Origin of the sequence: Mesorhizobium sp. M0189 (assembly GCF_040322135.1) — a bacterium.
In the GTDB taxonomy this organism is placed as follows: Bacteria; Pseudomonadota; Alphaproteobacteria; order Rhizobiales; family Rhizobiaceae; genus Mesorhizobium.
Window position 1 is genome coordinate 352,544 of sequence record NZ_JAMYSW010000001.1, and the last position, 16,045, is coordinate 368,588.

Sequence of the window (16,045 nt, forward strand, 5' to 3'; positions counted from 1 at the left end):
AAGGCGGTAGTCACGTCTCGGAAGCGGATGTTTCTTTTTCTTTCTTTGCCGCAAAGGAGGTCAGCGCGGAAAGGAAATCGCCCAATCCTGGACGCCTGACGGCGTTAAAGGGCAGGGGCCTTGCCGTTTCCATCGCTGCAATGCCGATGCGCGCCGTCATCATGCCGTTGACGACGCCTTCGCCGAGCTTGGCCGAGAGCCGAGCCGCAAGGCCATGGCCGACGATCTGCTGGACGAAACTGTCGCCGACGGCGATCGACCCAGTGACCGCGAGATGGGCGAGAACGCTGCGCGCCAGGCGAAAAAAGCCTAGCGTGCCGGGGCGGCCGCCATAGAGCTCCGACAGACGGCGAATCAGCCGGCCGGCTTCGAACACGACATAAGCGACGTCGACCAGCGCGCGCGGACTGACCGCGGTCACCAGGGACACGCGCTTCGCCGCTTCGAGGATCATCATCTTGGCGCGGGCATCGAGCGGGCCGAGGATCTCGGTCTCGGCCAGCCGCACCAGATTGCCGCCATCGATGATCTCGCCGCGCAATTCGGCCAGCGAGCGCCTGCCGGCCGCGGTTTCGGGCTTGGCCGCGACAAATGCCGACAACTCGTCGACCACGGCGCGGGCGGCCTTCGGATCATCGCGGGCAATCGCATCGAGCGCCCGCTTCTGCAACTTTTCGACCTCGGCGAGGCGAGCAATCGCCACGAATTCGCGGATAAGGATGACTACAAGCGCCAGGATGGCGATCAATGCCATTCCGGCCGCCAGCCAGCCCAGCCACTCGGCGCGCTCGAACAGGTCGCGAATCAGCTGGTCGGTCCAGAGGCCAAGGGCGAGCGAAACCAGAACGCCCAGCGCGCCGAAGAACAGGCAGCCAAGCAGCGAACGTTTTCGCGGCGCAATCGCCGGCGGCGGTTCGGCAGCGACGACATCAGGCTCGTCGAAGACGTCGATCTCCGCCGGTGTGACCACGGCAAGATCCGCCTTCACGTTACGCGGCTTTCGCGCCGGCGCGGCCTCGGCCCCGGAATGGCGAGCCGTCGGATCTACCTTCGGCTGGGGCTCCGGCTCGATGCGAAAGGCCGCCGGTCTGCGGGGCGCGCTCATGCGAGATGATCTCCGATCAGGAACTGCACCGCGCGGTCGAGCCTGATATGCGGCAGCGACAGCGTCACGCCCTCGGCCGTGCGCTCGAGTTTCGGCGGGCGAAAGCGCACGAAGCGGATCGCCGGGTCGTCATCGTTCTGCTGGTGCTTCGATTCGAAACCATCGAACACCGCATCAACTTTCTCCGGCAAATCACCGGGAAATATGGCTGTTTCGGTCTTTCCGTCAAAGGTTTCGCCATTGATTTTTTCGCCACGCAATGGCGTGCCGATAATGACCGGCAAAGTCTCACGGCCCTGCTTGACCGTGCCTTCCCGAGTCGCGCGCATGGCCGCCATGGCGACGACGTCGACGTCGGCACCAGTGAAATTCGCCCGCGCCACGGCGCGGTCGGCAAGCCGCCGCACGATCGCCTGCAGCCGGTCGTGGCTTTCGTGGTGCAGATGGTCGGCCTTGGTCGCGGCCACCAATATGCGGTCGATGCGTCTTGAAAACAGGTCGGTCAGGAAGTTGCCCCGGCCGGGCCGGAAACAGGACAGGATTTCGGTGACCGCGCGTTCCAGATCGGCCATAGCACCGGGGCCGGCGTTCAATGCCTGTAAGGCGTCGATGAGCACGATCTGCCGGTCGAGGCGCGTGATGTGTTCGCGAAAGAACGGTTTGACGACATACGTCTTGTAAGCCTCGTAGCGCCGCTCCATCATCGCCTGCAGCGATCCGGAGCGGGCGCGCCCGAGGCCGAGTTTCGGCAGCGGCGCAAAGGTCAGCGCCGGCGATCCTTCAAGATCGCCGGGCATCAGGAAGCGGCCGGGCGGTAGGGTCGAAAGCGCCCGCTCGTCAAGCTTGCAGGCCTTGAGGTAGGCGGCGAAGCTCTCGGCGAGACGGCGCGCCGTCATCTCGTCGGCGTCGTCGTTGGGGTCGACGGAGGCAGAGAGCGCCTGCCATTCCCGCGAAAGATCGACACGCACCGGCAACACGGCCATCTCGAAGGCCTCACGCGAAAAATCGGCGTAGGACTTGCCGAGCAGCGGCAGGTCGAGCAGCCATTCGCCGGGATAATCGACGACGTCGACGGACAATTTGCCGGCGGAAAACATGCGGCTCCAACCGGAGGCCGATTCGTATTCGATGGTGAGCCTCAGTTCGGAAATCGCACGCGTCGAGTCCGGCCAGACACGGTCGTCGACAAGAGCCGCGATGTGATCCTCGTACTGGAAGCGTGGTACGGCGTCGTCCGGCTGCTCTTCGAGAAAGGCCCTGGCGATGCGCCCCGATTTTTGTGCCTCAAACAGCGGCAAGCGTCCGCCATGGACCAGATTGTGCACAAGGGCCGAGATGAACACCGTCTTGCCGGCGCGGGACAGCCCGGTCACGCCAAGACGCAGCGACGGAGCGAAAAGCCCGGCAGCGCGGCCTGACAACGTATCCAAGGCGATCTTCGCCTCGTCGGTGAAAGTCGTCAGCGATGATGCCAAAATCTGTTCTCGCGGGGCCGGTCAGCCACCGATATAGGCTTTGAGGCGCGGCTTTGAAATGGCCTCAGATATCGGCAGGCGTCAGGAAGGCTTCGAGATAGCCGGCGCCAGGCGCAGCCTCCGCAAGACTGCCGTTGAACCGGACCACCGCAAGTGCGGAGGTCGGGAAGCCGTGGTTCAGCATGGCCCGCGCGGTCTCGTTGCCGTCGCCTGAGAGCGCCATGGCGAGATCCTCAATCATCGGATTGTGGCCAATGACGAGCAGGGCGTCCAGCCCGCCATTCTGCCGGACGGCAGCGAGGTACGCGGCGGCATCGTCGTTGTAGAGCGCGTCAAAGAACAGCACCCGGCCCGTGTCCGTATGGCCAGCTAAGCTTTCCAGCGTCTGGCGGGCACGCCTGGCGCTTGAGCACAGGGTGAGGCCCGGTACGTATTTGCGAGAACGCATCAGCACGCCCATCGCTTCGGCATCGGCGAAGCCAGATGTATAGAGCGGGCGGTCGAAGTCGGCGACGCCGGGCAGCGCCCAGCCGGCCTTCGCATGCCTCAGCAGGTAAAGTCTGGTCACCGGATCCCCGTTGTGCCGGGCACCGAACCCGTCAATACGCCGCAGGATTTGCCATCAGAAGAGCTCCGTGCGCAATGGCAAGCGTCCTTCAAGCATAGCGAATCATGTATGAATTCGGTCGTATTCTTCGCAAAAAGGGCTCGCGGATGCCGTTTGTCCGGGACTAACAATTGCGTGAAACAGTCGTCGATTGACCTTGTGCAGTTTTCGGTCCGCGAATATATAGGCGCCAAATTTGGGGTTTGTTGGGTGAGTCGAATGAACGACATCGTTACCGCCGATTACGTACCCTCCGAAGACGAGCCGTTCATGAACGAGCGGCAGAAATCCTACTTTCGCCTGAAGCTCGTCACCTGGAAGAACGACATCTTGCGCGAAGCGCGCGAAACTCTCGAAATCCTGCAGCAGGAAAACGCCAACCATCCCGATCTCGCCGATCGGGCTTCCTCAGAAACCGACCGCGCCATCGAACTTCGCGCCCGCGATCGCCAGCGAAAACTCATCTCGAAGATCGATTCCGCCCTCCAGCGCCTTGACGAAGGCACCTACGGCTATTGCGAGGAAACAGGCGAGCCGATCGCGCTGAAGCGGCTCGACGCGCGCCCGATCGCGACCTTGTCGATCGAGGCACAGGAGCGCCATGAGCGGCGCGAGAAGGTGTACCGCGACGACTGAGTCGGCGGGAAAAACAGAGCGGCATCGGTAAAGCGTTCAAAATGGCCGGTTTTCCGGCCATTTTCATTGGCCGTTCGCTATCAGCCTATCTTTTCTGATTGGACAACTCGCCGAGGAGCTTCGTCATCTCGTCGTCGAGAGAGGGCGATGCCTTCGCCACCGGCTTGCTCGGCGTTTGGCTGAAGCGTGGCTCGTCGAGGGAAACCTCCAGCTCCTTCATCAGCGCATCGTCGATCGACTCGTGCTGTGCCGGCGGCTCGTATCTTGCCGGGGAGTCCTGTCTTGTCGGCGGCGGCGCATGCCGTGAAGCATTGGCGTTGACGGATCCATAATTTGGCAACGGTGTGACGTTCGATGGCGGTTTCGGCGCCGGTGCCGGCATTGTTGCCGGCATTGTCGCCGTCTGGCGGGCTCGGACAGGGCTTGCGGCTACGCTTGCCGCCTGCGGCGGCGCTTGCCTCACCGGCGCGGCTGTGGTCTGAGCCGATCTTGCTGCCGGCTGGTGGCTGTTATCTCCGGTCAATGCCGGGCGGCGCAGCGCCGAGAGCCTGATGTCGCGCTCGACGACGACGTCGGTCGGACCACCGATCAAGAGCAGGTGCTCGATATCGTCGCGGCGCACCAGCACCAGCCGCCGGTGACTGTCGACCGCTGTGGCATCCATGACCGCCAGCCGCGTCTTGCGGTTCCTGCCGCCGGCGACGAATGTTCCGAAGGTCAGGCTGCGGACCAGCCTGATGATAAGAAGAATGATGAGCAGAAGGACAAGTACTGCAAACGTCCACAGGATTGCCGCGGCATAACCAGGACCCGCCACGCCATCCAGCCATTGCAGCATTGGTTCCCCCAAAATCAGCTTTCGAAGAGACGCGACACTAGACTGTTGCGGCAGGCCACCGCAAGTTGCCTTTCACGCTTCGTGAACAGCTTGAAACACCGGGAGCGGAACGGCGTCTTTTTAGCGGACATTTGCCGCCGGGCCTTTTCCCGACCCTGAGAATATGATTCAACCGACACCGGAATTCACGAGCAGGGGGAACATGGCCAAGGAAGCGCGCGGCGATTTCTATCCGGTACCTATCGTCGACCAGAACACGCGACCGGGCGCGGTCACCCGGCTCATCGTCTTCATCGTCGTCCTGACGGGGGCAGCGATCGTCTTCGGCCTTTTCCGCGAGCGACTTGGCGACCCATTCCTGCTCGGCATGCTTGGCGTGTTGGCGATGATCGGCGTCGGCTTTCTGTTCGCCACTGCGATCGGCTTCGTGCACGTCACGCCGCGCTCGACAAGCGACGAACTGTCGAAAGCTTTCGTCGATTCGATGTCGCAAGGCCTCCTGGTCACCGATACCAAAGGCCGGATCATCTACGCCAACCGGACCTATGCCGACATGACTGGCGCCGAGTCGGCCGCCGACCTCAAGACGGTCGAAGGTTTGCTTTCAGACGTTCCCGAGGCCTCAGTGACCATATACCGGCTGGCGTCAGGCCTGCGCGACGGCCAGGCGGGCGACGGCGAGTTTCGGCTCGCGCAGTCCATTCGGCCAGGCGCCGAATCGGGCGCGCGCTGGTACCGCGTCCGGGCCCGCGCGTTCAGCGTTCCAGGCCAGCGGCTGCCCATGCTTGCTTGGCAGCTTGCTGATATCTCGCGGGAACGGGCCGAGCAGGAGCGGTTCTTTCTCGACCTGCAAAAGGCCATCGATCACCTCGACCACGCGCCGGCCGGTTTCTTTTCGGCCGACCAGGAAGGCCGCGTCACCTATATCAACGCGACCCTTGCGGAGTGGCTGGGCATCGACCTGGCCAGCTTCACCCCCGGCGCCATCACGCTGCCGGAGATCGTCGCCGGCGATGGCATGGCGCTGGTCCGTTCGGTCAAGGCCGACGCGGGTACCACGCGCAATGCCGTTATCGATCTCGATCTGACGACGATGACCGGGGAGGCGTTGCCGGTGCGCTTCATGCATCGTGTTTCGGCCAGCCGAGAGGGGCTCAACGGCCCGACTCGCACCATCGTGCTCAACCGGACGCAAGGCGAGGACGCTTCGGCCGACCTTCGCGCCTCGGAAATACGCTTCACGCGATTCTTCAACTCGACGCCGATGGCGATTGCCGGCGTCGACCATGCCGGTCGCATCCTGCGCACCAATGCGCCGTTCCTGTCGCTATTTTCCTCGGTCGTCGACCGCGACGCGGTCGATCGGCGTGTGCGGCTGGATACGGTGATCCACGAGCGCGACCGGCCGGCCTTCGCCGCGGCGTTCGAAAAGGCACGCCAGCAACAGGCTGATATCGAGCCGATCGATACGGTGCTGCCCGGCAATGAGGAACGACACATACGCTTCTACGTCAATGCGGTCGCAGACGGCACCGGCGGCGAGGGCGCCGAGGAATCGGCCATCGTCTATGCCGTCGAGACCACCGAGCAAAAGGCCCTCGAGGGCCAGATGGCGCAGAGCCAGAAGATGCAGGCGGTCGGCCAGCTCGCCGGCGGCATCGCGCATGATTTCAACAATGTGCTGACCGCCATCATCATGGCCTCAGACCTGCTTTTGACCAACCACCGGCCGTCCGATCCGTCGTTCCCGGACATCATGAACATCAAGCAGAATGCCAACCGGGCGGCCTCGCTGGTGCGGCAGTTGCTGGCCTTCTCGCGCAAGCAGACGCTGCGACCGGAGGTGCTCAACCTGACCGACGTGCTCGCCGACCTAAGGATGCTGCTTGCCCGTCTGGTCGGCAACGATATCAAGCTCAAGATCGACCATGGCCGCGACCTGTGGCCGGTCAGGGTCGATATCGGGCAGTTCGAGCAAGTGGTGGTCAATCTGGCGGTCAATGCGCGCGATGCGATGCCGGCCGGCGGCGACCTCACCGTTCGCACCCGCAACGTCAGCGCCGGGGAATGCAAGACCTTTTCCTATCGCGAACTTACTCCGGCCGACTATGTGCTGGTCGAGGTCGAGGACAGCGGCAGCGGTATCGCGCCTGATGTGCTGAAAAAGATCTTTGAGCCCTTCTTCACGACAAAGGAGGTTGGCAAGGGAACGGGCCTCGGCCTGTCCATGGTCTATGGCATCATCAAGCAGACAGGCGGCTTCATCTTCTGCGATTCCGAAGTCGGCAAGGGATCCCTGTTCCGCATCTTCCTGCCGCGGCACATTGCGGAGGCAAGGAAGGCGGGCGAGGCTGGAGAAGTGCCGGCCGCACCTGCCAAGATCGCCGACTCAGCCAAGGATCTGTCGGGCTCGGCCACGGTGCTGCTGGTCGAGGACGAGGACGCCGTACGCATGGGCGGCATGCGTGCACTAAAGTCGCGCGGCTACACCGTCCACGAGGCGTCGTCGGGCGTCGAGGCGCTTGAAGTCTACGAAGCGCTCGGCGGCAAGGTCGACATCGTGGTCTCAGACGTGGTGATGCCGGAAATGGACGGCCCGACGCTGCTTGGCGAATTGCGCAAGCGGCAGCCCGACATCAAGTTCATCTTCGTGTCCGGATATGCGGAAGACGCATTCGCCAAGAACTTGCCGGCCGACGCACATTTCGGCTTTTTGCCCAAGCCGTTTTCGCTCAAGCAATTGGCCACGATCGTCAAGGACATGCTGGAATCCTGACCCTTCCAATGCTCCGCTTGCGCAATGCCGTGAGACTGCCATGATTGCAGGCGAAACGGGCGACGGGTTTTGGAAAGCATGCCGTGACGCCACACAACGAGGCCAGCAAGGGCGACTACGCAAGCACGGTGCTGCTGCCGGGCGATCCGCAGCGCGCAGAATGGATGGCGCAGACTTTTCTGGAGGCGCCGCGCTGCGTCAACCGCCGCCGCGGCGCGCTTGGTTTTACCGGCCTGTTTCGCGGCAAGCCTATCAGCATCCAGTCCACCGGCATCGGCGTCCCGTCATTCCTGGTCTACGTGCACGAGCTGCTGGATTTCTATGGTGCGAAAACACTGATCCGCACCGGCACCTGCGGCGGGCTGACCGCCGAGCTGGCGCTGCGCAGTCTGGTGATCGCGCAATCGGTGCGCGGTGAAAGCTCAGAAAGCGTTCAGAGTTTCGGGCTCTATCGTGCCAACGCCAGCCCCGATCCGGCATTGTTGGCCCAGGCGTTGACCCGGGCCGCCGAACTCGGCATCGACCAGCGGGCCGGCCTGACCATCTGCAGCGATATTTTTTATCATCCGCAGGGGCGTGAGCGCTTTGCCGAAGCGCAGGCACAGGGCGCGCTCGCCGTGGACATGGAAACCAGCGCGCTCTACCGCATCGCGGCCGATTTTGGTGCCCGGGCACTGTCGATCCTGACCGTCGTCGACAATGTGGCAACCGGCGAGCAGACCGACTATGCAGAACGCCAGGGGCTTTTCACCAATATGACCCGGCTGGCGCTCGACGTGGCGGCGGAGAGCTAGGCGGCTCTCTGCCTTCCGGTGCTAATTCTCACGAGGTTGCGCATATTTTTTTCAACGTTTGGTGCAGGTCGAGGCGGTAAAGGCACCGTCCGGCTGCTTCATGATGATGTCGAAGGAGGGGGTGGTTCCGCTTTCCAGCGTCGCTTGCGTAAGCGAGATCGAGTTGCCGCCGCTGGTGTAGCCGCCCAGCGGACCCAGCCAAGTGATCACCCCGTCTGCATCCATCTGGTAGTTATAACTCTGCCGCGCGGTGCCGAAGCTCACCGGACCGCTATAGACGTTTCCCTTGATGGTGATGTCGCCGAGGCTGAGGAACATGCCAAGCAGATAGACTTCGCAATGATAGGGGCCGTCCGGCAGCTTGCCGTCGCTGAAGCCGGCGCGCGCTACAGTCGTCGTCGCCAGCAGAAGCATGGTGATGAAAATGCAAGACGTTCGGAAGGCCATGGCGTCGCTCGTTTAAGGGTTCGAACTTGCCCCATTTCGCTGCGGCGCTGCAATCCTCGCCAGTGCTCTTGTGATGCTGCTCAAAATTCGGGCATTGGCCCGTACATGAGTAAAACTTAGGCTGATACGGGTGATCTTTTCTCAGTTCGAACCTGGCAGGCGAGGTTCATCTCCTGCGCCTAATACATTAACCGACTGACAGAGCTGGGAAATCTCAGATCTTCCGATCTTGCTCCGGTAATTGGCACAGCCGTTGCATGGTCTGTTCCGATGCAGTTAACCAGCTTGGGAGTTTAAAAGTATGAGGGGCAGTTTCTCGACAATAACAAAAATGTTTTCGGCCGGCGTGGTCACCGCCGGCCTGCTGATGAGCATTCCCGCCAAGGCGGCCGACGACACCATCAAGGTCGGCATCCTCCATTCGCTGTCGGGAACCATGGCGATCTCGGAGACGACGCTAAAGGACGCCATGCTGATGCTCATCGAAGAGCAGAATGCCAAGGGTGGCCTGCTCGGCAAGAAGCTCGAGGCGGTGGTCGTCGATCCGGCTTCCAACTGGCCGCTGTTCGCAGAAAAAGCGCGCGAGCTGATCTCGAAGGACAAGGTCGCGGCGGTGTTCGGCTGCTGGACCTCGGTGTCGCGCAAATCGGTGCTGCCGGTGTTCAGCGAACTCGACAACATCCTGTTCTACCCGGTTCAATATGAGGGCGAGGAGAGCGAGCGCAACGTGTTCTACACCGGTGCGGCGCCGAACCAGCAAGCCATTCCCGCGGTCGACTATCTGATGAGCGAGGATGGCGGTTCGGTGAAGCGCTGGGTGCTCGAAGGCACCGACTATGTCTATCCGCGCACCACCAACAAAATTCTTGAAGCCTATCTGAAGGCGAAGGGCGTTGCTGCCGAAGACATCATGGTCAACTATACGCCGTTCGGCTTCTCCGACTGGCAGACCGAAGTCTCGGCAATCAAGAAGTTCGGCTCGGCCGGCAAGAAGACCGCTGTCGTCTCGACCGTCAACGGCGACGCCAACGTGCCGTTCTACAAGGAACTCGGCAATCAGGGCATCAAGGCCGAGGATATTCCGGTCATGGCCTTCTCGGTTGGTGAGGAAGAGCTTGCCGGTCTCGACACCGCGCCGCTCGTCGGCCATCTCGCCGCCTGGAATTATTTCGAGAGCGTCGACACGCCCGAGAACGCGAAGTTCATCGCCGATTGGCACAAATTCATCAAGAACGACAAGCGCACCACCAACGACCCAATGGAAGCCCACTATATCGGCTTCAACATGTGGGTGAAGGCGGTAGAGAAGGCCGGTACCACCGATCCGGACAAGGTCATCGACGCCATGGTCGGCGTCTCGGTGCCGAACCTGACCGGCGGTTATTCGACCATGATGCCGAACCATCATATCACCAAGCCGGTGCTGATCGGCGAAATCCAGGCCGACGGCCAGTTCGAAACCGTCTCGCAGACGCCGGGCCTGGTGATGGGCGACGAATGGTCCGACTACCTGCCCGACTCCAAGGACCTGATCTCCGATTGGCGCGCGCCTCTATCCTGCGGCAACTTCAACGTTGCCACCGGCAAATGCGGCGGCAAGGGAACCAACTAATCCTCCCGGTCTGTCCTCCCAGACCGCAAAGCCTCCGGGCGGGCTCCTTTCTCCAGCCTGCCCGGAGGCGACATTCAACCTCCAAGAGCCACCAGAAACCGATGATCCTGATCCGCGCGATTGGCCTGATGCTGCTGCTCCTCCTGGGGGCGCTGCTGCCGTCGAACGCCAGCGAAGCAGATCTGCGCGCCGTCATCGCCAAATTCGCCACTGCCGCCAATTTTCCGGCGATCGAAGCCGTCGTGCGCGAGCTTGCGGCTTCCGGCGATCCGGCCGTCGAACGGCCGCTTGCCGCGCTTGCGGAGGGCAGCCTTTACGTCCGCAAGGCCGATTCACTGGTCTTTGTCGGCAAGGAGAGCGGCGACGGTATTGAGCTGCTCGATGCGCTCACCGGCGAAAAATCGGGCGAAGCTGCCAAGGCCGACATCACCAAGATCAAAGTCAACAACACGCTGCGCCGCGTCATCCGCGACGCGCTGGGCACACTGACGCTTGGCTCCAAGGACCCGGCCGTGCGCATTGCCGCCGCCGACACCATGTTCAAGACGCCGGACGCGGCAAACATCGAGCCGCTCGACACCGCCATCGCCAATGAGAGCGTGGCAAGCGTCAAGGCGCTGCTCGAACATGCCCGCGCCGCGTCGGTTCTCGTTTCCGACAGGCCGGAGGCCGACAAACTGGCGGCTATCGCTCTCATCGGCGCGCGCGGCGACCGCGATGCGGTGTCGCTGCTCACGTCGGTAGAGGCCAATTCCGAAGGTGCGGTGAAGGACGCGGCGACGGCTGCGATCGCCAATATCAATTCGACGCTGGCGCTGTGGGATGCCGGCCAGAATATCTGGTACGGCATATCGCTCGGATCGGTGCTGCTGCTGGCGGCGATTGGCCTGGCCATCACCTTCGGCGTCATGGGCGTCATCAACATGGCGCATGGCGAGATGGTCATGCTCGGTGCCTACACGACCTTCGTCGTGCAGGAGGTGATCCGGAATTCCTTTCCCGGTCTGTTCGACTGGTCGCTGGTCATCGCCTTGCCGCTGGCCTTCCTAGTGGCGGCGCTCGTCGGCCTTGTCATCGAGCGCGGGCTGATCCGCTTCCTCTACGGCCGGCCGCTGGAGACGCTGCTGGCGACATGGGGTGTGTCGCTGATCCTGCAGCAGGCCGTACGCACCATCTTTGGGCCGACCAACCAGGAGGTAGGCAACCCGTCATGGATGTCCGGCTCGTTCAATATCGGCCAGCTTGCCGTGACATGGAACCGGCTCTGGATCCTGGTATTCGCGCTTGGCGTGTTCGCGGTGCTGCTCTACGTGATGAAGCGCACGCCTTGGGGGCTGCAGATGCGTGCAGTCACCGCCAACCGCCGCATGGCCGCCTCGATGGGCATCAGGACGCCGTGGGTCGACGCCCTGACGTTTGCACTCGGCTCCGGCATTGCCGGCATAGCCGGTGTCGCGCTCAGCCAGATCGACAACGTCTCGCCCAATCTCGGTCGTGGCTACATCATCGATAGCTTCATGGTCGTCGTCTTCGGCGGTGTCGGCAATCTCTGGGGCACGCTGGTCGGCGCCTTCTCGCTCGGCATCGTCAACAAGTTCCTCGAACCTTATGCCGGAGCGGTGCTCGGCAAGATCGTCGTCCTGGTGCTGATCATCCTGTTCATCCAGAAACGCCCGCGCGGCTTGTTTGCGCTCAAGGGCAGGTCGGTGGAAGCATGATCACGGGACGTTTCTTTGCCGCCGGCGCCGATCGTCGCGTCGCCATCACCATCTTCGTCCTGCTGGCGGCCGCCATCGTCGTGCCGCTGCTCAACCTTGCGGTCTCGCCGACAAGTTCCTTCTACGTGCCGTCTTATATCGTGGCGCTCACCGGCAAATATCTCTGCTACGCACTGCTCGCCTTGGCGCTCGATCTCGTCTGGGGCTATTGCGGCATCCTCTCACTCGGCCACGGCGCCTTCTTCGCGCTCGGCGGCTATGCGATGGGCATGTACCTGATGCGCCAGATCGGCTCGCGAGGCGTCTACGGCAATCCGCTGCTGCCCGACTTCATGGTGTTCCTGAACTACAAGGAATTGCCGTGGTTCTGGTATGGCTTCGACCATTTCTGGTTCGCGGCGGTCATGGTGCTTGCGGTGCCCGGCCTGCTCGCCTTCGTCTTCGGCTGGTTTGCCTTCCGCAGCCGCGTCACCGGCGTCTATCTGTCGATCATCACCCAGGCGATGACCTATGCGCTGCTGCTTGCCTTTTTCCGCAACGACATGGGTTTCGGCGGCAATAACGGCCTGACCGATTTCAAGGACATTCTAGGCTTCAACGTGCAGGCCGACATGACACGCTCGGCGCTGTTCGCGGCCAGCGCCGTCATGCTCGCGTTTGCCGTCTTCGTCACCTGGGCAATCGTCGGTTCCAAATACGGCAAGCTTTTGATGGCGGTGCGCGACGCCGAAAGCCGCACGCGCTTTCTCGGCTGGCGGGCGGAGAACGTCAAACTGTTCGCCTTCACCGTGTCGGCGGTGATGGCCGGCATCGCCGGTGCGCTTTACGTGCCGCAAGTCGGCATCATCAACCCTGGCGAGTTCGAGCCGTCCAATTCGATCGAGGTGGTGGTGTGGGCGGCCGTCGGCGGGCGCGGCACCATCGTCGGACCGATCATTGGCGCGCTTCTGGTCAATGCCGGTAAATCCTGGTTCACCGGCGTGCTGCCGGAGTTCTGGCTGTTTGCGCTGGGCGGCCTGTTTGTCGCCGTCACGCTGTTCCTGCCCAAGGGCATCATCGGCATGTGGGATTCCTGGCGCGGCAATGCCAAGGCGCTGCGGGCAGCCTCGATTGCCGAGGAAGCCGGCACCGATCCTGACACGCCGGTGCCGCCGAAAACCGATCGCTCGGCGGCGAGAAGGCCGGGCGACTGGTCGGCCTCCGGTGCCGAACCGCAGCCGGCGGAGTGATGGCCTGATGTCGAAGAGCAACACCATCCTCTATCTCGACGGCGTGTCGGTTTCCTTCGATGGTTTTCGCGCCATCAACAACCTGTCGCTGGTGCTCGACAAGGGCGAGATGCGGGCGATCATCGGCCCCAACGGCGCCGGCAAGACGACGATGATGGACATCGTCACCGGCAAGACGCGGCCCGACGCGGGCGAGGTCTTCTTCGACGGCGAGGTCGACCTGACTAAACACGACGAGGCCGAAATCGCCATGATGGGCATCGGCCGTAAATTCCAGAAGCCGACCGTCTTCGAAAGCCACACGATCGAGGACAATCTGATGCTGGCGCTGAAAGGCCCGCGCTCGATCTTCCCGGCACTGTTCCATCGTCGCTCGGCCGCGGAAGCGCGGCAGATCGACGACATTCTCGGCATCATCCGGCTTGGCGACAAGCGCGACGAACTCGCCGCCAATTTGAGCCATGGCCAAAAACAATGGCTCGAGATCGGCATGCTTTTGGCGCAGGATCCGAAGCTGCTGCTGGTCGACGAACCGGTTGCCGGCATGACAGACGCCGAGACTGAGGAAACCGCGCGGCTGCTTAGAGACATCGCGCGCGACCATTCGGTCATCGTCGTCGAGCACGACATGCATTTCGTGCGCGAGCTCGGCGTCAAGGTTACCTGCCTGCACGAAGGCTCGGTACTTTCCGAGGGCTCGCTCGACTTCGTTTCGGCCGACGAGCGCGTCGTCGAAGTCTACCTGGGGAGATGAGCATGGTCTGGCGCGTTCCGTTCCATCATTTCGACCTTTCGTCTTTCAGGCGTTGGAGAAAGCGCTGACCATGCTCGAAGTCTCCAATGCCACGCTGCATTACGGCGCCGCCCAGGCGCTGCGCGGCGTCTCGCTAAAGGCCGGCGCCGGCAAGATCACCTGTGTGCTCGGCCGCAACGGCGTCGGCAAAACCAGTTTGATGAGATCGATCGTCGGCCATCACCGGCTGACGAGCGGAAGTGTTGCCTTCGAGGGGAAGGCGCTCGACCGGAGCGCGGCGTATGATCGCGCCCGGTCGGGCATCGCATTCGTGCCGCAGGGCAGGGAGATCTTTCCACTGCTTACGGTGCGGGAAAACCTCGAATCGGGATTCGCGCCGCTGAAGCGCGCCGACCGCAACATTCCCGGTCACGTCTTCGAGCTGTTTCCGGTGCTGAAGCAGATGCTCGCGCGCCGCGGCGGCGATCTGTCCGGCGGCCAGCAGCAGCAGCTTGCCATCGGCAGGGCACTGGTGATGCGGCCGAAACTGCTGGTGCTCGACGAGCCGACCGAAGGCATCCAGCCGTCGATCATCAAGGATATCGGCCGCGCCATCCGCTATCTGCGCGACCAAGCCGGCATTGCCGTGCTTTTGGTCGAACAATATCTCGATTTCTGCCGGGAATTGGCCGACGAGGTCAATATCATGGACCGCGGCCAGATCGTCCATACCGGCCCCGCCGAGGATCTCGACCGGGCGGACGTGCGGAAATTCCTGACCGTCTGAATTCTTATTGATTCTATTACTTTGCAACTCTGGCGCGCCGAAGATTGCGTGCTAGATTTTGCTTGGCCTTGGTGAGTCGGCCGCTTTCCGTACCAGTTCCAAATTGGCAGATCAGGGGAAGGCGCGGGCCGCTTGCGCGCAAGCCGCTCCCTCCAGCGATCTGTTGTCGTCCAACATTTCGGGTGCTTGGGAGCCAGGGCCAGATGATGGAGCGCTATGTCGAGGACTACCAGAAACGACGGCTCACGGAGCGTGTCGACATCATAACCGCCATCAACATTCTGAAATCGCAGGGATATGAACACGACGAACTTATCGCGGAGATCACCAAGGTCTTCTATGTCGATCTCGATGCTTTCAACGAGATCGTCAGGGTTGATCGGCGTCCGGACGAGCGCGCCGCATAGGCGGTAATCTAGGAGCCGGCCAGCCGGACCGCCGACAGCGGGGCGTCAGCCTGCGACCCGCTTCATCAGCGCGATGGCGCCGAATGGAGCGCGGACCTTGCCCTCGGTGATGAAGTAGACGAACACGTCGCGTGGCTTGACCGGCGCGTCGGTCGAAGGATCGGCGCGCGGCAGCTCGGCCGGTACCTTGCCCTGCGCCCAAGTCTTGGCGCGGGCCGCCCATTCGTCGAGCGCCTTGGGCGTATAGCAATCGGGATTGTCGTCGCTGCCGGTCTGCAGCCGCGCATAGATGAAATCGCCGGTGACGTCGGCAATCGCTGGATATTTAGCATGATCAGCAAAAACGATCGCGACCTTGTGCTTGCGTGCCAAGGCGGCGAACTCGGGCACGACGAAGCTGTCATTGCGCACCTCGACCGCGTGGCGCAGCGCAACGCCGTCCTGCTTCTCCGGCAATAGCTTGAGGAACGCCTCGAAGTCGTCCGGGTCGAACCGCTTGGTCGGCGCGAACTGCCACAGGATCGGCCCAAGCTTGTCGCCAAGTGCCGCGACGCCCGACCCGAGGAAGCGCATCACCGATTCGCCGGCCTCGCCGAGCACGCGGCGGTTGGTGACGAAGCGGTTGCCCTTCAGCGAATAGACGAAACCATCCGGCGCCTCGTTGGCCCATTTGACGAAGGTCGGCTCCTTGAAGCTCGAATAATAGGTGCCGTTGACCTCGATGGTCGGCACCTGCCGGCTGGCGTAATTCAGCTGCTTGGCCTTCGACAATTTGTCCGGGTAGAAGGACGTGTCCCAGGGCTCGAAGGTCCAGCCGCCCATGCCAGCGCGGATTGTTCCTGATTGAGTCATGGTAGTCCTCCCGGTTTGCAGAAAAAGGA

At 62.5% G+C, this 16,045-nt stretch carries 15 protein-coding genes; 9 read left to right on the forward strand and 6 right to left on the reverse strand.

Annotation, left to right across the window (positions count from 1 at the left end; all coding sequences use genetic code 11):
* Window positions 1-10: 10 nt before the first annotated feature.
* From NKJ09_RS01650 to NKJ09_RS01660, 3 genes are all read right to left on the reverse strand, one after another.
* Window positions 11-1,105 carry a YcjF family protein gene (locus NKJ09_RS01650; protein WP_023717819.1) on the reverse strand — a complete coding sequence of 365 codons (1,095 nt, stop codon included), beginning with the start codon at window positions 1,103-1,105 and terminating at the stop codon, window positions 11-13.
* Window positions 1,102-2,580, reverse strand: coding sequence for a YcjX family GTP-binding protein (locus NKJ09_RS01655; protein WP_023717818.1), 1,479 nt, complete (start codon window positions 2,578-2,580; stop codon window positions 1,102-1,104). The genes NKJ09_RS01650 and NKJ09_RS01655 overlap by 4 nt, the downstream gene beginning before the upstream one ends.
* Before the next feature lie 64 nt (window positions 2,581-2,644).
* Window positions 2,645-3,148 carry a SixA phosphatase family protein gene (locus NKJ09_RS01660; protein ID WP_023717817.1) on the reverse strand — a complete coding sequence of 168 codons (504 nt, stop codon included), beginning with the start codon at window positions 3,146-3,148 and terminating at the stop codon, window positions 2,645-2,647.
* A gap of 258 nt (window positions 3,149-3,406) precedes the next feature.
* On the opposite strand from NKJ09_RS01660, the gene dksA reads away from it, so the two are divergent.
* Complete coding sequence (gene dksA / locus NKJ09_RS01665; protein WP_023717816.1) at window positions 3,407-3,823, forward strand: RNA polymerase-binding protein DksA; 417 nt, start codon at window positions 3,407-3,409, stop codon at window positions 3,821-3,823.
* Window positions 3,824-3,908: 85 nt separating this feature from the next.
* On the opposite strand, the gene NKJ09_RS01670 is transcribed toward dksA, so the two are convergent.
* Complete coding sequence (locus tag NKJ09_RS01670) at window positions 3,909-4,661, reverse strand: hypothetical protein (RefSeq protein WP_352494571.1); 753 nt, start codon at window positions 4,659-4,661, stop codon at window positions 3,909-3,911.
* 202 nt (window positions 4,662-4,863) lie between these two features.
* Here NKJ09_RS01670 and cckA point away from each other — a divergent pair, with 202 nt between their 5' ends.
* A complete protein-coding gene (cckA, locus tag NKJ09_RS01675; RefSeq protein ID WP_352494572.1) occupies window positions 4,864-7,437 on the forward strand; it encodes a cell cycle histidine kinase CckA in 2,574 nt (857 codons plus the stop codon).
* A gap of 83 nt (window positions 7,438-7,520) precedes the next feature.
* Window positions 7,521-8,231, forward strand: coding sequence for a purine-nucleoside phosphorylase (locus NKJ09_RS01680; protein ID WP_023717814.1), 711 nt, complete (start codon window positions 7,521-7,523; stop codon window positions 8,229-8,231).
* Between the two features lie 51 nt (window positions 8,232-8,282).
* Here NKJ09_RS01680 and NKJ09_RS01685 read toward each other — a convergent pair whose 3' ends face one another.
* Window positions 8,283-8,678, reverse strand: coding sequence for a hypothetical protein (locus NKJ09_RS01685; RefSeq protein WP_352482241.1), 396 nt, complete (start codon window positions 8,676-8,678; stop codon window positions 8,283-8,285).
* Between the two features lie 301 nt (window positions 8,679-8,979).
* Here NKJ09_RS01685 and urtA point away from each other — a divergent pair, with 301 nt between their 5' ends.
* From urtA to NKJ09_RS01715, 6 genes are all read left to right on the forward strand, one after another.
* Window positions 8,980-10,290, forward strand: a complete 1,311-nt coding sequence (gene urtA, locus NKJ09_RS01690) for an urea ABC transporter substrate-binding protein (protein WP_352448748.1) — start codon at window positions 8,980-8,982, stop codon at window positions 10,288-10,290.
* A 101-nt stretch (window positions 10,291-10,391) separates the two neighbouring features.
* Entirely contained in the window at window positions 10,392-12,008 is a 1,617-nt protein-coding gene (gene urtB / locus NKJ09_RS01695; RefSeq protein WP_352494573.1) for an urea ABC transporter permease subunit UrtB, read from the forward strand.
* Window positions 12,005-13,237 (forward strand): urea ABC transporter permease subunit UrtC, encoded by a 1,233-nt coding sequence (urtC, locus tag NKJ09_RS01700; protein ID WP_352494574.1) that lies wholly within the window; start codon window positions 12,005-12,007, stop codon window positions 13,235-13,237. The genes urtB and urtC overlap by 4 nt, the downstream gene beginning before the upstream one ends.
* Window positions 13,238-13,244: 7 nt before the next feature.
* On the forward strand, window positions 13,245-13,991 hold the full coding sequence (urtD, locus tag NKJ09_RS01705) for an urea ABC transporter ATP-binding protein UrtD (RefSeq protein WP_023717809.1): 747 nt from the start codon (window positions 13,245-13,247) through the stop codon (window positions 13,989-13,991).
* 70 nt (window positions 13,992-14,061) lie between these two features.
* A complete protein-coding gene (gene urtE, locus NKJ09_RS01710; RefSeq protein ID WP_126041867.1) occupies window positions 14,062-14,757 on the forward strand; it encodes an urea ABC transporter ATP-binding subunit UrtE in 696 nt (231 codons plus the stop codon).
* Window positions 14,758-14,963: 206 nt separating this feature from the next.
* Window positions 14,964-15,164, forward strand: coding sequence for a hypothetical protein (locus NKJ09_RS01715; RefSeq protein ID WP_023717807.1), 201 nt, complete (start codon window positions 14,964-14,966; stop codon window positions 15,162-15,164).
* A 45-nt stretch (window positions 15,165-15,209) separates the two neighbouring features.
* Here the strand turns inward: NKJ09_RS01715 and NKJ09_RS01720 are convergent, their stop codons facing one another.
* Window positions 15,210-16,016: a DUF72 domain-containing protein gene (locus tag NKJ09_RS01720; RefSeq protein ID WP_352494575.1), complete on the reverse strand. Its 807-nt coding sequence runs from the start codon at window positions 16,014-16,016 to the stop codon at window positions 15,210-15,212.
* Window positions 16,017-16,045 lie beyond the last annotated feature (29 nt).